21 protein-coding genes are annotated in these 23,846 nt (G+C 54.0%); 6 read left to right on the top strand and 15 right to left on the bottom strand.

The features are described from left to right. The first annotated feature begins 20 nt into the window (after positions 1-20). The 4 genes from ACRWQA_RS08270 (at position 21) to ACRWQA_RS08255 (ending at position 3,134) form a co-directional block, all read left to right on the top strand. Positions 21-518 carry an LPS-assembly lipoprotein LptE gene (locus tag ACRWQA_RS08270; protein ID WP_434229160.1) on the top strand — a complete coding sequence of 166 codons (498 nt, stop codon included), beginning with the start codon at positions 21-23 and terminating at the stop codon, positions 516-518. 24 nt (positions 519-542) lie between these two features. Further along, positions 543-1,601 (top strand): DNA polymerase III subunit delta, encoded by a 1,059-nt coding sequence (gene holA / locus ACRWQA_RS08265; protein WP_434229158.1) that lies wholly within the window; start codon positions 543-545, stop codon positions 1,599-1,601. 181 nt (positions 1,602-1,782) lie between these two features. Then, positions 1,783-2,175: a PA2779 family protein gene (locus tag ACRWQA_RS08260; protein WP_263580302.1), complete on the top strand. Its 393-nt coding sequence runs from the start codon at positions 1,783-1,785 to the stop codon at positions 2,173-2,175. Between the two features lie 11 nt (positions 2,176-2,186). Beyond that, positions 2,187-3,134: a PA2778 family cysteine peptidase gene (locus ACRWQA_RS08255; protein ID WP_434229156.1), complete on the top strand. Its 948-nt coding sequence runs from the start codon at positions 2,187-2,189 to the stop codon at positions 3,132-3,134. Between the two features lie 10 nt (positions 3,135-3,144). On the opposite strand, the gene ACRWQA_RS08250 is transcribed toward ACRWQA_RS08255, so the two are convergent. Beyond that, on the bottom strand, positions 3,145-4,959 hold the full coding sequence (locus ACRWQA_RS08250; protein WP_434229155.1) for an asparagine synthetase B family protein: 1,815 nt from the start codon (positions 4,957-4,959) through the stop codon (positions 3,145-3,147). 281 nt (positions 4,960-5,240) lie between these two features. Here ACRWQA_RS08250 and ACRWQA_RS08245 point away from each other — a divergent pair, with 281 nt between their 5' ends. Further along, positions 5,241-5,684 carry a DUF488 domain-containing protein gene (locus ACRWQA_RS08245; RefSeq protein WP_263580305.1) on the top strand — a complete coding sequence of 148 codons (444 nt, stop codon included), beginning with the start codon at positions 5,241-5,243 and terminating at the stop codon, positions 5,682-5,684. 2 nt (positions 5,685-5,686) lie between these two features. Here the strand turns inward: ACRWQA_RS08245 and ACRWQA_RS08240 are convergent, their stop codons facing one another. The 3 genes from ACRWQA_RS08240 to ACRWQA_RS08230 form a co-directional block, all read right to left on the bottom strand. Further along, positions 5,687-6,037, bottom strand: coding sequence for a hypothetical protein (locus ACRWQA_RS08240; RefSeq protein WP_263580306.1), 351 nt, complete (start codon positions 6,035-6,037; stop codon positions 5,687-5,689). Between the two features lie 351 nt (positions 6,038-6,388). Beyond that, positions 6,389-7,732, bottom strand: coding sequence for an O-antigen ligase family protein (locus ACRWQA_RS08235; RefSeq protein WP_434229152.1), 1,344 nt, complete (start codon positions 7,730-7,732; stop codon positions 6,389-6,391). Between the two features lie 72 nt (positions 7,733-7,804). Further along, the gene (locus ACRWQA_RS08230) at positions 7,805-8,242 is read right to left on the bottom strand and encodes a low molecular weight protein-tyrosine-phosphatase (protein ID WP_434229150.1); all 438 of its coding nucleotides are present in this window, start codon (positions 8,240-8,242) and stop codon (positions 7,805-7,807) included. A 522-nt stretch (positions 8,243-8,764) separates the two neighbouring features. On the opposite strand from ACRWQA_RS08230, the gene ACRWQA_RS08225 reads away from it, so the two are divergent. After that, positions 8,765-10,783 carry a polysaccharide biosynthesis protein gene (locus tag ACRWQA_RS08225; protein ID WP_434229148.1) on the top strand — a complete coding sequence of 673 codons (2,019 nt, stop codon included), beginning with the start codon at positions 8,765-8,767 and terminating at the stop codon, positions 10,781-10,783. A gap of 108 nt (positions 10,784-10,891) precedes the next feature. Here ACRWQA_RS08225 and ACRWQA_RS08220 read toward each other — a convergent pair whose 3' ends face one another. From ACRWQA_RS08220 to ACRWQA_RS08170, 11 genes are all read right to left on the bottom strand, one after another. Then, positions 10,892-11,656 (bottom strand): ElyC/SanA/YdcF family protein, encoded by a 765-nt coding sequence (locus ACRWQA_RS08220; RefSeq protein ID WP_434229147.1) that lies wholly within the window; start codon positions 11,654-11,656, stop codon positions 10,892-10,894. 37 nt (positions 11,657-11,693) lie between these two features. Continuing rightward, complete coding sequence (locus tag ACRWQA_RS08215; protein ID WP_434229145.1) at positions 11,694-12,866, bottom strand: DegT/DnrJ/EryC1/StrS family aminotransferase; 1,173 nt, start codon at positions 12,864-12,866, stop codon at positions 11,694-11,696. A 39-nt stretch (positions 12,867-12,905) separates the two neighbouring features. After that, positions 12,906-13,874: an ATP-grasp domain-containing protein gene (locus ACRWQA_RS08210; RefSeq protein WP_434229143.1), complete on the bottom strand. Its 969-nt coding sequence runs from the start codon at positions 13,872-13,874 to the stop codon at positions 12,906-12,908. After that, a complete protein-coding gene (locus tag ACRWQA_RS08205) occupies positions 13,871-14,491 on the bottom strand; it encodes a sugar transferase (RefSeq protein ID WP_434229141.1) in 621 nt (206 codons plus the stop codon). Before ACRWQA_RS08205 ends, ACRWQA_RS08210 begins: the two co-directional genes overlap by 4 nt. Continuing rightward, positions 14,446-15,615 carry a glycosyltransferase family 4 protein gene (locus tag ACRWQA_RS08200; protein WP_434229139.1) on the bottom strand — a complete coding sequence of 390 codons (1,170 nt, stop codon included), beginning with the start codon at positions 15,613-15,615 and terminating at the stop codon, positions 14,446-14,448. Before ACRWQA_RS08200 ends, ACRWQA_RS08205 begins: the two co-directional genes overlap by 46 nt. 1 nt (position 15,616) lies before the next feature. After that, entirely contained in the window at positions 15,617-16,819 is a 1,203-nt protein-coding gene (locus ACRWQA_RS08195; protein WP_434229137.1) for a glycosyltransferase, read from the bottom strand. Continuing rightward, entirely contained in the window at positions 16,803-17,672 is an 870-nt protein-coding gene (locus ACRWQA_RS08190; protein ID WP_434229135.1) for an ATP-grasp fold amidoligase family protein, read from the bottom strand. Before ACRWQA_RS08190 ends, ACRWQA_RS08195 begins: the two co-directional genes overlap by 17 nt. Positions 17,673-17,708: 36 nt before the next feature. Further along, a complete protein-coding gene (locus tag ACRWQA_RS08185; RefSeq protein ID WP_434229133.1) occupies positions 17,709-18,656 on the bottom strand; it encodes a glycosyltransferase family 2 protein in 948 nt (315 codons plus the stop codon). A gap of 42 nt (positions 18,657-18,698) precedes the next feature. Further along, positions 18,699-20,039 (bottom strand): hypothetical protein, encoded by a 1,341-nt coding sequence (locus tag ACRWQA_RS08180; RefSeq protein WP_434229131.1) that lies wholly within the window; start codon positions 20,037-20,039, stop codon positions 18,699-18,701. A gap of 79 nt (positions 20,040-20,118) precedes the next feature. Continuing rightward, positions 20,119-22,353 (bottom strand): polysaccharide biosynthesis tyrosine autokinase, encoded by a 2,235-nt coding sequence (locus ACRWQA_RS08175; RefSeq protein ID WP_446326263.1) that lies wholly within the window; start codon positions 22,351-22,353, stop codon positions 20,119-20,121. Positions 22,354-22,475: 122 nt separating this feature from the next. Continuing rightward, positions 22,476-23,597 carry a polysaccharide export protein gene (locus ACRWQA_RS08170; RefSeq protein WP_434229129.1) on the bottom strand — a complete coding sequence of 374 codons (1,122 nt, stop codon included), beginning with the start codon at positions 23,595-23,597 and terminating at the stop codon, positions 22,476-22,478. Positions 23,598-23,846 lie beyond the last annotated feature (249 nt).

The following is a 23,846-nucleotide window of genomic DNA, read 5'->3' as shown; positions in this document are numbered from 1 at the left end:
CAGATCGAACGGGAGCACACATGCAGCGACGCAGATTCCTCAATCTCGCCATGACGGCCGGTGCCGCACTGGCACTGGCTGGCTGCGGCTTTCGCCTGCGCGGCCTGGATACGCCGGGGCTGGCCATCGACGAACTCGCCCTGGCGGGCGACGACAGCGAGCTGACCCGACTGGTGAGCGAGCGCCTGACCTCGGTCGGCACTCGGGTACACGACAATGCCCCACTGGTGCTCAACCTCGGACCGGAGACGTTCCAAGATCGTCAGTTGAGCGTTCTCGACAGCGGCCCGCAAGAGCGGGAAATGGCACTTTCGGTGCCCTTCTCGGTTCAGCGCCGCAGCGATGGCGCTTATCGCCTGTCCGAGCAGCGCCTTGAGGTAGCGACGCGTTTCACCGTAAGCGATGACAATCTGCTGGCCCAGGATGAGCTGCGCGAGGAAGCACGCCAGGAGCTGCGCCAGGAGGCCATGCGCCGCCTGTTCGACCGTCTGCGCACGTTGAATGACGCTCAGCCATGAGGGTGATCCCGTGAAGGTGCGTCTGTGAAGGTCTTTGCCGACAAACTGCCCGAAGCGCTGGCCAAGAGGCTGCCACCTGTCGTGATCGTGGCCGGCGAGGAACCGCTACAGCACATGGAAGCCTGCGATGCTGTGCGCACGGCAGCCCGTGAGCGCGGTATCGAGGAGCGCGACATACTCCACGTGGAGGCCAACTTTGCCTGGGGGCGGCTTCGCGAGGCCGCGGCCAGCCTGTCGCTATTCGCCTCGTGCAAGCTGATCGAACTGCGCCTGGGCGGGCAGAGCCTGGGGCAGGAAGGAGCCAAGGCGCTGAAGGAATATGCCGATGCGCCGGGAACCGGAGACAACGTCCTGCTCATCAGTATGGGCAAGCTCGACTTCCGCCAGCAGAAGAGCGCCTGGTTCCAGGCGCTTGACAAGCTCGGACTGTTCGTCCCCGTGTGGCCGGTCGATGTCTCGCGGCTGGGCTTCTGGCTGCGCGATCGCGCCGAACGTCATGGCCTCTCGCTCGACCTCGATGCCGCCCGCCTGCTGGGCGAGCGCACCGAGGGCAACCTGCTCGCAGCAGACCAGGAGCTGCAGAAACTCGCCCTGCTGCTACCACCCGGCACCCGTATCGGCCCAACCCAGATCGCCGGCGGCGTCGAGGACAGCGCCCGCTACGATGTCTTCACCCTGGCCGACGCCTGCCTCAAGGGTGAACGCGAGCGCGTCTCGCGTATCGTTCGCGGCCTGCGCGGCGAGGGAGTCGAGGCCCCCATCGTGCTGTGGGCCCTGACCCGCGAGCTGCGCACTCTGCTCTCCCTGCACCAGCACCTCGACCAGGGGCAGAGCTTCGAGCACGCCTGCAAGGCACAGAAGCCGGCCATCTTCGACAAGCGCCGCCCCGCCTACCAGCAAGCCATTGCGCGCTTGCCAAGGAAACGCCTGCACAAGCTGCTGCTGTTTTCCCAGCGCCTCGATCTTTCGGTCAAGGGCGCGGCCCCCCTGCCGCTCTGGGAAGGCCTTCATGATCTGGCACTGACGCTGGCAGGTGGCCGTGGCCTGCTGGCCGAACTGCCATCTTCCTACCGCGTGGGGTAGGGTCGCAGCCGCCACTGGGAGTTCCGCCGTATCAATTGTGCAAGGGCATGAAATTTCACACGCTTTCTGCTTATACTTATACAGCATCGTTGGAGCAAGTGGACGACTGCGCTCACCTACCCGGGAGCGTTCGATCATTCAAGAGCCGGAAGCCTTTCCCCAAGAAGAAGGAACACTGATCATGAAAACACTCCGCCGCTTTCTCAACCCCCTGCTGATCCTGGCCCTGGTGCTCGGCAGCGTCTCGGTTTCGGCCGCCCCGCTGCCTGCCAGCGAGCTGGTCTCCACCCAGGCGGCTCTCTCGGCCGAACGTGCCGATGCCGACCGCGAGCGCATCAACGAGATTCTCTCCCGAGAGGACGTTCAGAAGCAGCTCGTCGCCCAGGGCGTCGATCTTGCCGAAGTCGAGGCCCGTGTGGCGGCGCTATCCGACGAGGAGGCACGCCAGATGGCCGAGCAGTTGGATCAGATGCCCGCCGGTGCCAGTGTCGTCGGCGCACTGGTACTCATCTTCCTCGTCCTGCTGGTCACCGATATCCTGGGTCTGACCAACGTCTTCCCCTTCACGCGCTGATGAGAAACGTCATGCAAAGCCGTTTCAAACCAGCCCTAAAGGACGCCCGCTTAGCGGGCGTTCTGCTGTTGGGCCTTTGCCTGCTGATACTGACGGGCTGTGCCTCCACGCCACGCCTGGCCGAAAGCACCCAACAGACGTTACCGCGCCAAGCCTCGATAGACGGCGTCCCCTTCCATGCCCAGCGCGATTATCAGTGTGGCCCCGCCTCACTGGCCATGGTACTCAACCACGGGGACGTAGACGTGGCCATGGAGAGCCTGATTCCCCAGGTGTTCATCCCGGAACGCGAAGGTAGCGTACAGCCCGAGATGCTTGCCACAGTGAGGCGCCACGGACGCATTCCGTTCGTACTGGACAACAGCTTCGATGCGCTGCTGACCGAGATCGCTGCCGGCCATCCGGTTGTCGTCATGCAAAATCTTTCACTGCCGGCGTGGCCGATGTGGCATTACGCCGTGGCCATCGGTTACGATCTGGGTGCCGAGGAGATGACCTTGCACAGCGGGGAGGAAGCGGAACGCATCGAGTCCTTTCGACGCTTCGACGCCACCTGGGCGCGCAGCGAACGCTGGGCCTTCGTAGCCTTGCCCCCCGGTGAGCTGCCGAGCGGTGTCGGCGAACAAAGCGCATTGCAGGCGATCGCTGCTTTCGAGCAGGTCCAGGGTGCCGAAATAACCCTACCCGCCTGGGAGGCTTTCGTCGAACGCTTCCCCGGCTCCGGCATGGGTTACTTTGCCCTGGGCAATGCCCGTTATACGGCGGGAAATGCAGCGGGTGCCATCGAGGCGTTGCGGAACGCTGTGAGGCAACGCGACGACTTGGGGGCGGCTTGGTTGAATCTGGGCCTGCTGCTGCAAGCACAAGGGGAGGATGGCGAAGCCCGGCGGGCACTGTCACGTGCCGCCGAGCTGCCGGGGCCATGGCAGAAACGCGCACAGGATGCGCTGGAAACGTAGCGCGACGATTTCAGCACACCCGGACGGAGGTGTCCCGCCATTTCTCTTGTCGACGCAGGCCCGACTTGCTGACCTGATGGCAGGTCTGCAGGAGATTGATTCGCTGAATGTTATTGAGCCCTTTCTCCCCCAGAGCATCTGAGGTTATTGCGGCTCTCAACGCCTGGAGCCGCACATGCTCAGGCCTCACACCGTCCCTTGCCATAGCCCACTCCTGGCTGGCCATTAGCGTCTTCCAATCGGCCCAGGAACCTTGATAGTGCGTCTGCACCCCCAAGCGTCTTGCCAGCTCCCGCGCGCTCCACAGAATGGTATGCACGGGAAAGTTCACCCACCAAGGGAAGGCCGGCAGCCGACCGTCCGCATGGAACAGGAAGCGGGTCCGCTTCAGGTACGGTCCGAACGCGGCTAGGAACAATCGTCGATTCAGCTTCCAGCGCGTAGGACAAGCAGCACTGACCTTCACCGCCTCCTTGGCCATGAACACCTCGTAGCTCCTGAATAGGCGACGATTACTGTAGAGGTTGGAAATCCCAAGCCGCATCGTCATCGGCCATAGCGAAAACCACTCATGAGCGCTTTGCGGTCGCATGGCTCTCACACGGTGAAAATGCTCGCGACGCCGACGCGTCACCTCCTGCAGCATTTGGTCGGGGAACAGGGAATTCTTTACCGCCTGGGTCCGTGTCTCACCCGATAGTTGCCACTGCGGCAGGAAGCTGAAGAAACTGGACAGCGGAAGCTTTCGCGCGGAGCGTGACTTCAGCAGGGAATCGCTGACGTAGCCTCCAAAAACGGCATCGTAATCCGCAAGCCCGTGGCGCCGGTGGAAACCCAAGGCATGAGCATGAATGTATTGGTGTCCACTACCTACTAGACACGAAGCTTCCGGCAAGATGTCCAAGTAATGGAGTTCGTCTCGATAATCGGGAAGGAAGCGAGCCCCTGAAGCGGATGCCACCTTCTCGGCAATGTGGCCCTCCCGGGTCATGCTATTGAGAAAGATGAAGCTGTCCCGCTCCAGCCACGGCGGCAACATAGCTGCCAGTACACGTGAGTCCTCTCCACCACTGATGAACTGAGCCACCCGCCGCATCGGGCCCGTAACCCGCTCGATGTAGCCATTGAGCCCTTCCTTCAAGACCTCGGCCGCCTCCTTGAGATTGCGGAAAGGCCCCGTTTCATCGGGCAGCCAGTAGGCCATACGTTCCAAGCAAGGAGCCTCTTCATGCCGCAGCCTAAAGACATGTTTCGTGGCTGGATGGCATTGACGAATATGTTGATAAGCACTGTATGGAAAGGTAACTACATCGTGAAGGATGAAATCGACGAGTGAAGCCTCATCGAAATCCACCTCCGGGCCGCATGCTCCCGCTAGAGCATCAACATGGGTCCCCAATACCAGCCAGGACTCCCGCTGGTATCGATAGACGGGAATGAACATCATGAGATCGGTGATGCACATGACACGACGCGAGGCCTTGTCGATGATCAAGATTACGAAGGGACCACTGAGATCTTCGCTCCAGTCCACCTGCCCCCCTTCAAAGTGAGCGAGTATGGCTCTCGTCCCTGCCTGGTCATCGTTGCCTGTCAGGAAGTGGTTGTCATGGAAATACAGCACCGGCCCCCCGATGATCACACAGAAATGGGTTCCGTTCTCGACTGGAGCGAAACCGGAATAACGAGATGGGGTTACGGCCAAGGACCCCCAGTCGCCATGAAACTCCCGGGCAGAAACGGGATCCTCGAGATAAATCGATTCCAGCTCCTTGGCGAGGCGGCCTGGGGGAAGGCGCCTGGAGCTGAACAGGAAATCGCTCATACAATCCCTCGCATTGATGGCGGACCCGACTATGCTCCAAGGATTGGGTTCGTCGATGCCCGAGCCTAACGAAATCCATGTCAGTACACCTCACCAGCATCGCGGCGTCCAACCCCGCCTTGCTACCGCCCGAGCGGCGACATCGGGAACGAACAGGGCAAGCGCCCAGACAAATTCATGCGACGTGACGACAGGCCAAAAAGACAACCAATCAGGTATGAGTTGCTTCCAGTCGGTGTAATGACGAAACTAGTCACCCCGGACAAGGACTGGAGGTGCCCATGTCATACGACATTGCACTGAAGAGAATCTATGCCGAGCCCGACGCCAACGATGGCGCCCGTATCCTGGTGGACAGGCTCTGGCCACGCGGTATGCCAAGGGAGCGGTTGGAACTGACTGACTGGTATCGTGATGCCTCGCCATCCCTCGCCCTGAGCCGGCAGCTCCGAAGGGGAGAAATTAGCAGTGCGGTGTTTGCCGTTCGTTACCGGGGGGAGCTACGTGACGCCCCCGACAACCTGCTTCCTCTCATGCGTCATGCCCGGCGGAACAAGCTTACGCTGCTTTCTGCGATGCGCAATCTGGAAGCGTCGCACCTGCCCCTCCTGCGCCAGATGATTCTAGACGCGCTGCAGCAGGAAGACGCCGAGGATGCCTCGCCCTCTTCTCCTCCTTGTTATTTGGGGTTACAGAACCGGAATGGGAAGAATGGTCATGACTAAGGTCAGGTTCGATGCCGCTCACGGATGACATCGCGCAAGGCGACGCCATGCAGCCAGGCCAGCCTTACCACTTCGGCACGGCTCTCAATCGCAGCGAGCCGCTGGATCGCTAAGCGACGCGGAAGGAAGCATAGCTCGACTGCTCCCCAGGCCAGCATGAAGGCGGAGAATGGCCACCACCAATTCCAGCCACTGACTGTCAACAGCGCGAACACAAAGAGAATAACGGGGGTTAGCACCAACCCCCACCATGCTTGGTGTTTCCCCAGGAACCGATTGGCCCGCAACATTTCCCTGCGCAGTTCCTTGGATGTTCTAGCGATGGGGAGGCGTACAGTATTCATCTTGTTCATTTAAGCACCTCATCAGAAAAACGGGTTCTTGATGAGTTGCTTTCAGCAGCATCAGCAGTGAAAAAATGCGTAGTAACGATCATCAAAACCACCAGATCTAAAGAAGCATTTGGTCATACCAAACTTCCTTTACCTGAGGGATCTCGTACTCGTTCATGGCACCTTTTAATGCTGGTACACTACTGTCAGCAGCCATTGTCATGAATGAGATAGCCACAAGCATTTTATCCCGATTCGGCTATGCCATTGTCCGTCAGCTTCGACCATCTCAATACGCAATATAACACAGATACAGAAAGTAACACACATCCCTTATACCGCAACTCATTTGAACTCTTCATCGAGGTTATCTTATAGAGCCGCACCGGTTCCCACGTTTGGCGTTCTTCCCAACTCAGCCAGGCGTGCCTTGAGTAGCACCCAGCAAGTCATTGACAATCCCAGGTAGCCGCTCAGCCCTCTCACGTCTCTCAGCATCGACTGCGTCAGTCCGAATCCTATGAAGGCGGTGACAATCAGGAGGCCTGACAACGCTAAAACTCTCGCATGAATGTCGCGAGAGCAGCGGAGGTGACGCGCGAACAACACCGCCGGCACCCCATAAAATGCCAGCAATGCCAGGACTCCCAGCAGGCCGCGTCGTGCTGCGGTATCCACCAGGTCACTGTGCAATTGATCGTGGCGTATCGCCCCGGGGTGCAACAAACCGAGATTCACCATCATATCGCGTGCCTCCTTGAGCCCCTCATCTCCCCATCCCAGCAGCGGCTTCTCCATGAACATACGTCCTCCGGCCTGCCACATCTCCAACCGCAGTCCCACGGAGCTACCACCATCCCCCTCAATCACATAGTCCCGAACATCATCTATGGCGCGTTCTACCCGCTGGGTTACGCCGTAGCCCGTGATAGTAGTCATTGCTACCAATGCCACCACCAGAAGCCAGCCCCCTCCGGCCGTCTGGAGTAACCGGTGTCGAGGAAGAAAGGGGTAAAAGGCTCCGTAGCTCATCCAGGCAAGCAGGGGTACGGCTACCCAGCCGCCGCGGGTGCCGGACAGGAAGGAGGCAGCAAGACCGGCCACCGCAGAGAGCCCCAGTGCAGGAGTGAGCCAGGACCAGGAGGAAAACGGACGGTCAAGGCGACCCAGCATGGCCACTAGCGCCAGCACGCCAAGCAGCAGTGAGAGATTACCGAAAGGGATGGCATTCATACCGTTGTCCGCGCGATAAGCACCGAGCACGAAGCGCTCGTACAAGGCAATGACACCGACTCCCACCCCTCCTACAACCAAGCCTAGCCACAAGCCCACCCGTGAGGGTGGGTATCGACGCCACCACATCATCAACCCTGCCGCCAATAGAGACCATAACGGCATCATTTCGTCATCTGACTTCACGCTAGCGAATACGCCGCTGCGAGCTGCGTCCATGCACCACAGCCCAGAGAAAGCAATAAGAGACAACAGCCAGAGCCGATCCTCCCTATCCATCCTTTGCCGCGCCCCCTTTATCGGGTCACGGCGCAGCATCGCCCCCGCCAGAGCCAGCATCAGTGCCGCTAGCGATACCGCCTTGTATCCGCAGGGAACTAGAAGCAATAGAGACACGAAGGCCCCCAGCAGGATCGTATGCACCCATCGCCAAGAGCTGTCGCCTTGCTCGACGATCCTTGATCCCGACGTGGCTTGAGACATTAGCTACCCTCCGGACCATTCATTCACCGGCATGCTCTGACGCGAGCCAACCACGTCGAGTCCCGGCTCGCTTCACAACTTGCCGACCCAGCTATCGGCTGCCTCGCGGAGCAGCTGGTGTACTTGCCGAAAAGCTTCGTCGCTCTTGCGGTAGGGATCGGGAATTTCGCGCCCCTGACCGCCATCCAGCCAGCGTCCGAAGAGCATTGTCTTACCCAGCACGGAGGGAGCCATCTGGCCAACAGCAAGGCGTTGGCCATCGGACATCACCAGCACCAGGTCGGCCTTGAACAGGGTCTCCAAGCTGACTTGCCGCGCTTGGTGAGCACTGACGTTCAAACCTTCGGCCTCGGCCAATAATCGGGCCGTAGGTTCTACCCCCTGACCTTCCAGCGCGTTCAAGCCCGCTGACTCGATCTGCTTGCCGTGTAGTCGAGCTTCCAGCATCGCTGCAGCAACAGGGCTACGGCAGATATTGCCGGTGCAAAGTATTAGGATTCGTTGAAACATAACGCCTCGATGATGACATAGGCAGGATTAGCCAGGTTTAGGTCTGCTCCGCACACAGCACCCCTCAAGGGATGAGCCTGAACAATGACTCCACGGTATCACGCCGCATTACCAAAAATAGATTGGAGAAATTTTCTCCTGAGAAGAATGTTACTATTTTTTTCCTCACTCGAATTGCGATTTTTCACAAACCGAGCATTAGAACAGTCCCTCTTCGCTCCTAGTTATCAAACAGAGAAGTGTACTTAACCATTTATTTCTACACAGATAATTAGTCCCCTACTCGCCCCTGGAGTATTACAGATCTCGTTATGCCTGTTTTATACTTTACTCTTTTTTCTTTGTAACTGAACGTATCCATATCGAGTCCCTGCTTAGGAAAATCAACTTGGGCATTCCCTTTTCCTTTCATATGCTTCGTAACATTGATTAACAAAAGGGATTGCTTGCAAAGAATCATGTTGGTCTGTCAGCCATTCCTTTTCAAGATATTTTAGATATCACTTGCAGAAAGGACTCGACATGTTGATGATTCTCTATCGTCTCTTTCGCTTGCCTCGCCATTACAAGCGAATGATACAAATTTTCATCGATGCCATTTTGCTGACCCTTAGCTTCGTCACGGCCATCTGGCTGCGCCTCGAGAACATTGAACCGCTCCTGGACCATGGCGCCTGGGGCATGTGGCTGATCGTATTGCCGATAAGCCTGGCAATGTTCGCGAGATTGGGGTTCTACCGCGCTGTGATTCGCTACCTCAGCGTCAAGGCGATGAAAACGCTATTAATCGGGATTTCGGCCTCCGCTGCTCTGCTCGCCATCATCTCCAGCCTGTCCTCCATCCCCCTGCCACGATCAACTTGCCTGATCTATCCGATGCTGGCCTTGCTCAGCTTAGGCGGGGTGCGTTATCTACTACGCTCGCTCAACATGCACAGCATGATCCGCTACAAGGCCAGGGTCATCATCTACGGTGCCGGAGCAGCGGGCTCGCAACTGGTGAACACCCTTCGGCAGGGTTCTGAATATGCGCCAGTTGCCTTCGTCGACGATTGGCGGGGTATGCACGGCACCTTCGTCGAGGGACTGCAAGTCTACAACCCCAAAATGCTGCCACGCCTGCTCAAGCACTACGGAGCCGAACGAATCCTGCTGGCCATGCCCAGCGCTCCACGCTCACGCAGACGGGAGATCCTGCGTATCCTGGAGCCCTTGTCCGTTCCCGTTCAGACCCTTCCGAGCATGGAAGAAATGATCGCCGGTCATGCCCGTCTCAACGAAATTCGCGACGTTACCGTGGAAGATCTCCTGGGGCGCGACCCAGTGCCGCCAAACCAGGAGCTCTTGGATGCCAATGTGCGGGGGAAGGTGGTCATGGTCACCGGCGCGGGGGGATCCATCGGTTCGGAATTGTGTCACCAGGTGCTCCAGCAGGGCCCCAGAGAATTGCTGCTCTATGAGCTCAGCGAGTTTGCGCTCTACACCATTGAGCGCGCCCTGCGACAGCGCATGCAGGAACAAAGGCTGAAGGTGTCGGTGAGGGCACTGCTGGGTTCTGTGCAGGATCGGCAGCGCCTGGACACCGTGATGCGTACCTTCGGCGTGGAAACCATCTACCACGCCGCCGCCTACAAGCATGTTCCGATGGTAGAGCACAACGTGACCCAGGGCATCCTCAACAATGTCTTCGGCACCTTGGCCACTACTCAGGCAGCCGTGGCCTGCAAAGTGGAAACCTTCGTGCTGGTCTCGACCGACAAGGCGGTGCGCCCTACCAACGTGATGGGGACTACCAAGCGGATTGCCGAGTTGATCTGTCAGGCGCTGGCCGACCATCAGTCTCACACGCGCTTCAGCATGGTCCGCTTCGGAAACGTTCTTGGTTCCTCCGGCTCAGTGGTTCCGCTGTTCCGTGAGCAAATAGCCAAAGGGGGCCCCATTACCGTGACCCACCCAGAAGTGACACGCTACTTCATGACCATTCCCGAGGCCGCCCAGCTAGTGATTCAGGCGGGTGCGATGGGTAGCGGTGGCGACGTCTTCGTACTCGACATGGGCAAGCCGGTACGCATTGCTGACTTGGCAGAGGAGATGGTTCGGCTATCAGGGCTGGAAGTGCTGAGCGAGGAGAATCCCGAAGGTGACATCGAGATCCGTCATACGGGCCTGCGACCCGGCGAGAAGCTCTTCGAGGAGCTATTGATAGGAGAGAACGTGGCGCCCACAGCCCATCCGCGCATCAGTACAGCCAGAGAACACTACTGGCCCTGGTCACGTATGGAAGCTTATCTGGGGCAGCTGTTGCAAGCTGTCGAATATCTTGAGCTTGAGAGGATTCGGGAACTGCTGATGGCGGCCCCCACAGGTTATGTTCCTAAAGATGAGATCGTCGACCAGGTGTGGCTAGGCCGGATCCCTGCTCCTTCGAGGCAGCGCTCGCTGGATCTCCCCATCGAAATCGGGAGTCGACCGGCAAAGGTGCCGGATTCGCGAGAGGCAGCTCCCACTGCCTTCATATCCTCTCCCTCAATGAAGGGATGAACAGTAGCAGCCGCTCATACAATGATCGAGAGCAGCAAAGCCAGAGCCGGGCGTCTGGCCTTTCGACGTGAGAGTTATAGAGAATCAGTGAGAAGTGGCGGGAAACTTTCAGTGCTCCCATACCAAAGCGACCAGCCCCATGTACTCGTGGAGAGCACGTTCGGTCTTGCTCAATGCCTGACTGGTTGGCAGCCAGTAAGCCAGGTTCCATGCCACTCCGGGGTTTACAAGCCGATGGGTTGGAGCCGCCACAGGATCGAGACCTACCGCTCGGAAATGGGCCATGGCCCTGGGCATGTGGGAGGCGGAAGTAACCAGCAAAAGCTGGCTACCTCGATCGAGCAGGTCACGTACTGCCCGGGCTTCGCTTGCTGTATCGGTGGGCCAATCGAGAACCACCAGCTCCACGGCAGTTACGCCAAGCTCGCTCACCGCTTGAGCATAAGCTTCTGCCACGGGGGGCATGCTCTCTAGCCGACTGCCGCCGCTAACCACCAAGCGAGCCTGAGGGAAATCCTGCAACAACTTCAATCCTTCGGTCAGCCGAAAGAGTGAACTTTCATTTAAACGCGACAGGCTCGAGCCTCCGCGCTCGGGCTGCCAACCTCCTCCCAGTACCACGATGGTTTCCACCCATGTTTCGTCACCGGATATCTGCAGCGGCGGGTAACGACTCTCAAGGGGTTCCAGTAACTTATCGGCCAACGGACTACAAGCCGCCAATAGAAGCATGACCGTAGCCAGCACACCCAACCCGAGCCCCCCTCGCCGTCGGCCGCTGAAAAATAGCAGTGCAGCGAGGCCAAGAAAAATAAAGAAGAGAGGTAGCGGCATCGCGTAGACGGCGATCAGTTCCTTCAAGTTGGAGAACATGGAGCTCCTGTAAGCTCAGGGTGCGATACGATACCAGTCAATCAACGGCAAGTGACATCACCTCGGACAGAGCTCGGCAAGTGAGATCAAGCTCCACCTCGGTTAGCGTAGGATGACAGAGAAACATCAGGCTGGTTCTGCCCAACTCCCTGGCCACTGGAAGCCCCCCCGGCGGCTGCCAACCGGTTCCCTCAAAGGCCTTTTCCAGATAAATTTCCGAACAGGAACCGCTGTAGCATGGCACGCCGCGGGATACGATCTGATCGATGATGCGATCCCGGTCCCAACCCCCGGCTAGCGTCTCCGGTTCAACGAATACATAGCATTTGTAGGCAGCATGCTGAATGTACTCGGGAGGTGTCGGTACCCGCAACCCCGAGCACTCCTTGGCAGCATCCCAGATGCGCTGTGCATTGTACCGACGCTTCTCCGACCATTCCGCCAAGCGACGCAGCTGCAACCTTCCGATGGCCGCCTGCATCTCGGTGAGCCGCCAGTTGGTACCGAAGTGGTGATGCAGCCAACGAAACCCGGGGGGATGCCTTTCCTGATATACGGCGTCCCAGCTCTTGCCATGATCCTTGTAGGACCACATGCGCCGCCAGAGCTCCGGGTCGTTGGTCGTCACCATACCGCCCTCACCACCTGTCGTCAGGATCTTGTCCTGACAGAAGGACCAGCAACCAACTTTCGCTATGGATCCGACAGCGCGGCCCCGATATAGTGCCCCGTGGGCTTGGGCGCAATCCTCGATCACATTGATACCATTGCGCGCCAGTGACATGAGCCCGTCCATGTCGCAAGGCCACCCTGCCAGATGAACCGCGATTATAGCGCGCGTGTGAGGAGTAATCTTGGCGGCAACTGTGGCGAGAGTGATGTTCTGGGAGTCACGATCAATGTCGGCAAAGACCGGAGTCGCTCCCACCGCGACGATGCAGGAAGCAGAAGCCATAAAGGTGCGTGAGGTAACGATGACTTCGTCACCGGAGCCGATACCCAGTCCGCGCAGCGCCAGTTCCATGGCGACCGTGCCATTGCTGACCGCGATGGCGTACTCACAGCCAGTTGCCATGGCAAATTCCTGCTCGAAAGCCCGCCCCTCCTCACCGGTCCAGTAGTTGACCTTGTTCGAGAGGAGTACCTGCTCAACCGCTTTGGCTTCCTCAAGGGTAAAGGAGGGCCATGGGGAAAAATGGGTATTCAACATAAGTAAAACCCCTTCGATTCATGAGTGCCGGCAACGCCGCTACTTGTCGAGCGGCACCAATACCTTGGCGTCGTAACGAAGCATCAAGAGATCCTGCTGCCATCGGTCGAAGCTCTCGATCTCTTGTCCCAGGAGATATTCACGAATCAGCCAATCAGGGTAATTGGCCCCGGCAGCATCAGCCAGGGGGAAGCCGCCTCCAAAACGCGGATTGATTTCGAACGCTTTGATGCGTTGGGTAATGGGCTGGTAGAAGAACTGCACAGTGATGCAGCCGCGTGCGCCATTCAACTGCTTTAGCCGCTTGGTTAGATAATCGTAAACGTACCCCTTGCGGGTTATCCCTTTGCTGACTTCACCGCCTCGAACCTCGAGACGCTGCCTCGGTACGAGGCAGCGCATACTTCCATGCCGGTCATAGTAAGCGTCGACGGTATACTCGTTGTAATCATTGCCGATCGACTCCATGAATATGTTTCGCTCGTCTTCGAGCATGGAACGACTGAGGCGATCCGGTCCGGAGACCAGGAAGGCACCCTTGCCACTGCTGCCATCGTAAGGCTTGCAGAAGCAAGGGAACGCCAGGGCGTCGCGCGGATAGACTTCAGGCGTATCGATCCCGATCGACTTGAACACCTTGACGGTGAGTCGCTTGTCCCGGCAATGCGCAATCAACCTTGCATCTGAGATGACGGGTTGCACCGATTCTTCGAGAAATCGATTCCGGTACCGCGAAAGAGCCATTAGCTCAGTATCGATCGTAGGTATCAACAACCCAACCTGCTGCTCTCGGCACAGCGCTAGCAAAGCGTCGATATAACCGGGATCGGACACTCGCGGTATGTCAAAACAAGCATCAGCCACATGGCAGGCAGCAGAGTAGCGAGTTGCTGTATCGGCCGCGAACACCTTGGCCAGCGGCAGATGGAAGCTCAGCGACTTGCGAAAGGACTCCAGTAACTCGACGCGTCGCCCCGCCGATAGAAGAAGAATGTTGTGACGCATCATGGGTTTCTGTCCAATGAACGAGCATTGCGGGAGCCGTTGAAACGTGGGGTGATCTCGTGGCTGCTGGGAGAGATACCTTCCCGAGCCAACACCCTGGTAACGGTCAGGAGGAGAATCTTGATGTCGAGCCACAGCGAATGATGCTCGACATACCATACATCAAGGCGGAACTTCTCTTCCCAGTTCAGATTGTTACGTCCATTGACCTGAGCCCAGCCGGTAATGCCCGGCCGCACATCGTGCCGACGGAACTGGGCGGGGCTGTAGAGAGGAAGATACTCCATGAGTAGCGGACGGGGTCCGACAAGGCTCATCTCGCCCTTTAGTACATTCCAGAGTTCCGGCAGCTCGTCCAGACTCGTCGCCCGCAATTTCTTGCCAAAGCGTGTCAATCTCCTGCCCGAAGGCAGTAATTCACCACCGGCATTGCGCGAATCAAGCATGGTGCGGAACTTGAACATCCGGAAAGGCCGCCCCTGCAGCCCGGGACGCACTTGGCTGAATAGCACGGGTGCGCCGAGCTTGAGCCTAACCAGGGCGGCAATCGCAAGCATGAGCGGCGACAGGACGATCAACAGGACCGCGGCAACACTGATATCGAAGAGACGTTTGAGCATGAAATCCCCATCTCCTTGAGCATGGTGGCATTGACCTTGCTTACATCATATTTACGAAGTGCATGCTCGCGTGAGCGCTTCCCCATGGTGGCGATGAGCTGCGGTGACTCAATGAAGCTACGCATGGCGTTCGCCAGTTGGGGGGCATCCCTGGGTGGTACAAGATAGCCGTTCTCCTGGTCGACGACCGTCTCGCGACATCCAGGAGTGTTCGTGGTAATGACGGGACGCCCCATTGACAGAGCTTCAAGAATTGTTCTGGGAATTCCCTCGCGGTAGAAGGAAGGCAGTACGAAGACACTAGCGTTGCCCAAGGCATCGCGTACATCATCCAGCTTGCCCAAATAGTTGATGACGCCATCCTTAACCCAGCGGTCGAGTTCCTGAGCGGTGATGGAGTTTGGGTTACTATCGAGATCGCCGACCAGCGTGAAAACGACATCGGGATATTTGGTCTTGAGGTTATAGGCCGCCTCAGCGTATTCACGAATCCCCTTATCGATCAATAGCCGAGCAATCAGTATAAATACGACTTGCCGAGGGTAAGCACACGGCATGTAGTGATCGATATCAACGCCGGAGCCGTTGACTACTACCGAAGGAACAGAATCATTAATTATATTCCGATCGCGGAAGAGAGCCTGATCGTCAGGGTTCTGAAAAAAAACCTTGTTGGAAAAACGCAGCGAATGACGATAGAGTTTGGCTGCAATACTGCCAATAAAGCGTGTTTTAACGGTTTGGCCATAGCTGGAGAAGCAATACCCCAACCCTGTAATCAGGGCAAAACGTCTTGGACAACGTATTAGCACAGCAGCAAAAGTACCAAATATTACAGGTTTTATCGTATAGCCCATTACGTAGTCGGGCTTGATAAACCACATGAGCCGCACCAGCTCTACCAGCGTGCGGATATCGTGGAAGGGATTAATTCCGGTACGACTGATATAGACATCATGCGTCTTTGCCCCTATTTGTTCCAGCTGCGTATGCGTCAGGACGTCTTTGCTGAGATCCGGTGCGGCAGCATGCACTTCTAGCCCGCTTGCTATAAGATCCTTGATGAGCTGGCCACGAAAATTTATCAGTGATCCTGGCGCGCCGGCAACGATAAGGAATTTCATACTATTTTTTCGCCTCCATGCAGTCTGACCACAAGTCATTGAAAGCAGTTACCATTCGGTCGATAGTGAAATGTGTCCTTATACGCTCCACCGAAGAATGGCGACGCTGAGCCCACAGCAAAGGGGATGTTTCGCGCTCATGGATTGCCGCAGATATGGCATCGGCAAGCTTTTTGGAGTCCCGAGGAGGGACAACCCAACCACACTTACCAATAATCACTGATGTATCTCCAACGTCTGTTCCGACACAGGGGGTCCCACATGCCATGGCCTCAGCAATCACGTTAGGAAAGGCTTCGCCAAATGAGCTCGACAGGATATGAAGATCGATAACGTTCATGACTGCAGGGATATCCGACCGCAATCCAAGTAATTTAATATTATGCTGAAGCCCAAACTCCTCAATCCACTTGGCTAGCGTGCTATTCTCAGCATCGAGATCGGCCCCTACCAACAGGCAGAGAAAACCCACACCGCGCGACTTGAGATCTGCCAAAGCCCTCAGTAGATTTTCGTGATCCTTCTGTACATTGAAACGGCCAACCATTCCCAAAACGGGTAAAAGCTGTTCGCTGTCACAAAGAAATATTTGACGCTCATTCTTATCCTCGGAATAGGGGTAAAAATCAGAAAGGTCGTAACCGTTGGGAATCACGACCAACTTGTCGGACCGGTACCCAAGTGATTCATGTACTCGCGCCGCCTCGTGTGCACAGCAGACGATTCTGGTGGGCACAAAGCCGGACAACGAAGCGCACAGCCGTGCAGTCAACATTGATGACCGTGAACTCTTACCGCGTTCAAGTGCGGTATGTCGAACACCCCAACAGACATGGCGAATCCCGGCAAGACGAGCGCAAATGCCGCCAATCAGATCTGGGTGGTACATCCATGTCTGGACGATATCTGGGCGAAGCGATCTCAAAAGTCTCCAGAGAGCCAAAAAACCCTTGAATAGACCACCCTGTCGGGTGAAACCCAGCGTCTCAACAACGATGCCTTGGTCGGCTAACCTTTTCTCTAGTTCCCCACCTCCGATCATTGCAACGATAGTATGCTTGTTACTCGTGTCGCTCATGCATAGGCGGTACAGTGCCGACTGAGCTCCGCCAGGGTAGAGACTTGTAATAATGTGCATGATATGCATGACAGGAAAGCCACCTTCATGGGTAATCAGATGCTTTTTTCTAAATAGCGGGATCAAGTTCCCACAGCTTTCCTAACCATTTATCATAAATAATAGAGGAAAACTTACCTCTCCCTGAGGCATGAGCAAAAGTTATTTCGCCGAAATAAATACTTCCATCAATATTGTAAAGATCAATCCTGGCATGTGAAAAAGGAAGCGCCAGTAATTTCGCAATCTCTAGCATCCTGTCATACCCAGGCGGACGAACAATACTGGTTCTAAGACAAGGCTGCTTCCAGGAAAAGGGCAACCAATCTAGCGACTCGTTAAAAAAGGAGCGATGCAACATCTTATGTCGATCGTAATCCATTTGTAATATTACAGTTTGCCTAGACCTATCAGGATCATTAAAAACATGAAACTTATAGTCACAAGGGTCCGAACCATCTGCCATGCGCAACTTTCGCTCAACAAGAACCTTTGGCTTTACATGACTGTACCAAGGCTCCTGTTTTACCTTACCGTAGTCTTCCTTTAGTTGCTGATTGATATTGTGACAAACATTCCGGATAGTTTCTTCGCCATCATCTTTATCAAGGAACTGAACGGGACCGGAGTTGTGGTTTGCCTTAACAACCAAAGAGCCATAATTTTCCATTAGCTGCTTGGCTTGGTTGGGCGTGATCATGTCGCCAACAAAAACACTGTCAATGATGTGTTCACGACCTATCTTATCCGCCACATATTCTTTTACCGCAATTTTGTCGGAGCATGTGACAAATAGAGGATTCTTCCAATATAATTTTCTATAGTTTACTTTCTGGTTATACGTAACAGGCTTTTTAAACTGAGGGTAATAACCCGCACGTAACATGAAGGCAGCTCTTTCACGAAGACCAACGGGAACCAGGCGATAGATTTTTTTCATGATACACTCCGTCCCTAAAAGGAAGTAGGATCCAGACTAACGAGATGACGAATGGTGCTTGTGAAGAGATACAAGAACCTCAAAAGGCAACAGAGAAACCAGAAACCACTTACAGCAATAGATAAAATCAACATCCCAGTAGAAAGACTTGCAGAGCTCAGAAGTCTCTATGGAGGAACTGGCCTTTTTATTTTCAAGCCAAGCATATTTCACCATTTTATTCGCATATTTCTTTAATGCCTTAGACTGTCTTTCATCAATATAGGGCTCCAAGTCGCTCACCATTTCATGAAACAAACGCATCGAAGGTACACTATTTCGAGAAACGAAAGAGGCTTGACGATAAGAGATAGAAGCAACATGAGGAGACCAAATCATGCGCTTCATTCTTGCTATTAGCATTACCCAGGTATAAAGGTCCCCTGAGCGCTCGGCACGCCCCTCCGGAAAGATAGAATTTCGGTAGAGTGAATCCCGCTTTACGAGTATCGAGTTTGTCCCCATTGCCCTTAACCCCTTGCAAGCGAACTCAAGGTAGTCAGATAAGTAAAGTATCTGAGAACCTTGAGAAATAAATCGTTTTGCAAAAGGATCCAGCTTCAGAGTTCCATTCACCTCGCTCATCCGGGCGGCACTGATAATGGGAATGTCTGGAAACTCGCTAGCTATTCGCATCGATTGAGTGAGATGCTCAGGAAACCAAGCGTCATCGGCATCGAGCAAAGCAATCCAGCTTCCCCGAGCTTCGCGGATGCCATAGTTACGAGCGGCATATCCGCCCGGTCCGGGTTGCGAACGGTGAAGAACACGGATTCTGGAGTCCTTGAATTCCGCCACCTTCTCCATGCTGCGATCTGTGGAAGCATCGTCGACGACGATGATTTCAAACTCAGTGTAAGTCTGGTCCAACACTGATTTAATCGCTCGTGAAACGTAATTCTCTTTATTGTATACAGGTACCACAATGGAAATTAGGGGCCGCATGACTATCTCCATTTGTGCATACGAAAATATAGAGTCGCCAAATCACCGCGCGGAATCGGAGGCTGTTTTCTTATCAATAGACTGCCAAGAAGAATATCTGTAACAGAGCCCAACTCCAATAATCAACCACATAAGCCTTGCCGAATATCCTTTGAAAATAAAGGGCTCCTTGTACTCAGCAATAAACATGATAATCATGAATACGATCCAGAAACTTTTGTAATGCGTTACGCTATATACGCATTTTCCAAGAAAGGCTACAAAAAAGTAGAATGTGATCGCCACGGGAATTCCCAAAGCAGTGAACATTCTCATGTAACCTAGGTCCACACTTCGCCTTAAACTAAAGTCACCGCTATGCACACCAACTCCGAACAACAGCTTAGGCCATTCGGTAGGAATATTTATCATTCTTGCCAAAGCCGCAGTGGTTCCTTCTTGCTGTACGCCCTCTATACCTTGATATAAGAAACTTATAGAATAAGAAAGAACGTTTTCTGGAAAGAGAAAGGCGAAGACAGGTGGAACAGCCATGACGATACCAGCAATAGTGATATAGAGGAGGAAACGACGAAGCGACAGCTTTTCCTTTGAAAATAAAAAATTAAGAACATGGAATAATGTGATCCCAATAATTGCCACCACTATCCCTGTACGCCCAATAAACAAGAGAGACGTAAAAGTGGTTACCGAAGCTGTAACAAAATAAAGGAATCCTATTTTTTTCTTGACATAAAGCGCCTGAAGAAGTATCAAAGACGTGCCATGAAACAGTGATAGATTTGCCGCCCCGCCAGAAGCGATTCCTCGGAGACGGAATTCTCTCGTAAGATAATCAATATTAGAATTCTCCGGCTGATAAAGCATCGATTCAATAAAATTTCTAAACGCCGGAAAGTTATACTCTACAAGGATAATCAAAGAGTTTATGAACACGATAAAAACCACAAGCTTGAAGCACAAAGTCAAGACCTGATCCATGTCCAGTGATTTTCGCATTAGTGATAAAGCCAGCACATATCCCAGCAGAATGTACAGAGCAACTTGTATCATGTATGTCAAGAAGGTCGTAGCAAAAACCTCAGTGTAAAAAATAAAAACTGTTAAGTTATATAAACAAAATAAGCAAAGCACAATAAGAGTTACTAACAAGGGAACTTGCTGCACTGCCTTGAGAGAAATGGCCGGATGGGACCCCAGTAACAGTGCAATCGACAGCATCCCGCCGTGAAGCACAGCAGCTCGAAGATCGAAATATGGGCTCAGAAGGTAAAGATATAAGAATAGAGTTATCCAGCAGATATACGCAGAGCTAACCCCATGTATATAACGGAGCCCACCGCGAATGCTATCAACATCTGCTGTCTTGGTTGTATACTTCACGGCATGCCACCTTCAACATGGATGTAGAAGATAAGCTCCCAAAGCCTGGTGGTTTGCCCAACAGGCTGTGGCGGGCATTTTATTTATATGAATAGCTGTAATAGCCGTAGCCATAGCTAAGGGCTGCCGTTTTCTCGATGGCGTTTAGAATGCATCCCTGTACATGCACGCCTGTATTCGCCAACCTGCGTGACGCAACTCTCACTTCCCTTATCGGGTTGACGCCAAAGCGAGCAACCAGAAGAGACGTTCCGGCAACCTTGCCTATGATCGACGCATCGGTGACCGCCAGAACAGGAGGAGTATCAATAAGTACAAGGTCATACTCCTGCCCGACCTTGCCAATCGCCTCAGCGAAACTATGGCGCATCAGAAGTTCCGATGGGTTAGGCGGAGCCACACCACGGGTCATGTAATGCAGCCCGGGCACATCCGAGCGCCTGATCGCCTGCTCGACAGGCAGCTGGCTGGCGAGCACTTCGGAGAGACCATTTTCTGACTTGTCGTTGAAGGTAAAGTGCAAATTACCCTTGCGCATATCCGCATCAATGACCAAGACTTTCTGTCCTGCTTGAGCACAAACAAAGGCTAGATTGATGGTAACAAAGCTCTTGCCTATGCCAGGGCTAGGGCCCGTAATCATAATTGCATTATTGCGCGAATCCATCATGGCGAAGTGGAGACTGGTACGAAGTCCGCGAATAGCCTCGACGGCCATGTCCGTCGGGTACAACTTGGCAAGAAAACTCCCAATGGCATGTTGGCTTGCTTTGTTATTACGATATTTGACTCGTTTTACCAGTTTCATCTGGTCTGCCGAGCGGGGAACCGTCGCATAGACAGGAAGCCCGATATCTTCCAGCTGCTCAGCACTCTCGACACCTTTGCTTAAAAAGCCACGCAGCAATACAAAGCTTACAGCCAGCAAGAACCCAACTAAAAGTGAAATTATTACGATTAAGCTAGATTTAGGCTTAATGGGAATTGACCGAGTCATAGCAAAATCAATGATTCTTACATTGCCAACGGTTGCAGCTTTGGCAATGTTGAGCTCTTGCATACGGTTCAAGAGCTGGACATATATTTGTTGAGTGACTTCGACATCACGGTTCATGCGCAGGATCTGCTGCTGGGTTTCCGGCAGGTTGCTGGTGCGCTGTTCCATGTTTGCACGTTCGCGCTGTAGCTGAGCCCTTTTCTCAAGCAATGCAGCATAGACAGGATGATTGGGAGTGAACCTACGTGACAATTCAGCTTCCTGCATTTCAAGATCGTTTAAGCGACTCTCAATGTCCACCATGCCGGCAAGCATGTTGCGTGTTTCTTCGGTGAGATCCACGCTTTCCTGCTCCATTCGATATGTATTAAGCCGATTCTCCGCCTCAACCAATTGCTCACGTACTTTAGGCAGTTGTTCATCTAGGAACACAAGACTGTTTTCTGCTTCAGCTGCCTGCCTGGCAATATTTTGGGCCAAGTATACTTCTGAAATCGCATCCAGTGAGGACTTCACTTCATCCTTGTCGGGCCCTGTTAGAATAAGCTGTAAAACACCTGTGTCGCGCTCACCCTTCTGAGTGACGACAAAACGGTTTCTGAGGTAGTCGATAGTGGCCTGCTGGCTACGCTTTCGCAGTTCGAACTGAGCTCCAATCGGCGCTTGTATCTCGCTTATGTATATTTCCAGCCAAGGATTGCTTGATTCGGAGCGCTCGCCAGAACGACCAAACAGTAATTCCTCGCCTTCAGGACCAAGAACTCGATACCCGCCCTCAGCAACCTCAAGCGTTAGCGGCTTGTTTTCCAGCTCGGGAGCAACGCTTAATGACTCTACATAAATATGCTCGCCGCCCCAAATTTCCGGTCTACCCTGCGCGAAACCGGGGCGAGGTATATCGTAGCGGATAATCGCATTACCAATAAATGGAAATACCACTGGAGCCACACTGATATCCAATTTCTGCCTATTTGCAGCCTGCCCGACAATAAGCCGTGACTGGAGAATTTCCATCTGGGCGCCGGTTACCGGCTCTTCTTGCAGTAGCATCGCAGCGATTTCATCTGCACCCGTTCTAGGACCTGTCTTTTCAACCTGAACAAGCGCATCTCCTTGATAAATAGGTGTGGCCAACAGCGAATATACAGCCCCCACAAATCCGAATAGCAAGGTCAATATTATAATTTTCCATTTATTATCTAAGAGCATGCCCAGCATGCGCCCTAGGTCAACGTTCTCATCCCCAGGTAGGCTGGCGGCCGGCGCCATACCAGAACCGGTACTGAGAACTGGGCTATTTGAACTCAAGCTATTCATCGTCAACCATCCCTCTGAGCACGCGCATCAATAGCGACTTGGATAGAATCTCAACAATGGCGGGCACAATAGTTTTTCGTACTTATTATAATGTGCCCGCCATAGACAAGAGCTTCGCTGTTTTAGAGATCGCCAATTTCGTTGGAGGTCGACGCCACATTACCGGGCAACGATATGGACGGCAAAAGCAGACTAATAACATTATTCCAGCGCGCCAGCGGAGCCGAGGTTACGTAAACGACATCATGTGGTTCGAGAGGAAAATAGGAACCCATATTAAGCGCGACGGCATTGGAAATATCGAGCTGGTATACGGTCGCCATTTTTTCACTTCCGGCAGGATTACCACGAATAACGAAAATACCTGAAGGTTCAGCCCTAGACTCGACAACCCCACCCGCGCGCCCTAGTGCGTCGGTCAGGCTCATACGCTCCCTGCCCGTTGTGATATTACCTGGATTCCTTACTTGTCCCATTACCGATATGTTCTGGTTTTCCGAAGAAGCAATATGAAGTACGTCGCCTGGCTGCAGAAGCGAATTGTGTGCCAGGTTCCCTCTTTTCAGCATTTCATAAAGAGAAAAAGTTTTCTCCTGACCGTTCCGACTCAAAATTATATTATGCCAGTTCGCATTCTCCGTTGCTCCACCAGCAGCGCTGATCGCATCCAATATTGTCATCGGGACATTTGTGATAGGCTGTGCCCCAGGCGTATTGACCTCGCCGCTCACGTAAACTTTTTTGGAGTTAAAAGCAGCCACCCTGACCTCAACTTGAGGCTCGGTAACGTAAGTTGAAAGACGGCTGGTAATCATTTGCCGAATTTCACCTACCGTGCGTCCTTCGACTTTTAAATTTCCTATGTAGGGATAGTAGATAGTCCCATCGGAGTGAACTATATTTCCAGACTCCTCCGCACTACGCTCCCCACCCGCCGGGATGGTAAGTTCTGGGTGCTCATAGACAACTATATTCAGTACGTCACCTGGGCCAACACGGTATACATAATTTTCAATTTCACTCGCTAACTCCGGAGTGACGCCTTGTGCTTTGCTTGTATCGTTATCCATGCGATACCCCGAAATCAATTCGGGAGTAATCGTAACGATATCGATTTGTTCATCCAATGAAACTTCCTGCGCTTCATAGTCGATGTGACCTCCAGGCGCAAGGGCGCAGCCACCTGCCATGCCTAGTGGCAGCAATACAGCTACGAAGCAGGCACCACGTGCAAATTTGTTCATTGTCTTCTCCCTTGCTTTCGAGACATTCCGAGTGCTCATGGCAGTTTCCCCTAACATGCGCCCCCCTAATAAGCAGCCAAACTCTAGGGTGCTGCATAGAGATCGAATCCTTTTCCTAGTTTCCCTACTGCCTGCTAGCTGAAAGCTTTAGTACATCAGTCATTCAGCCATTTTTTACATGAATACAATAACCATTACACAAGATTACAAAAAATACGAACCTGAAATAGCATGGATTTCTTCATCCCT

The organism is Billgrantia sp. C5P2, from assembly GCF_051062895.2.
Note: the sequence above shows the minus strand (reverse complement) of the source record. Positions and strands in the feature narration are given on the sequence as shown.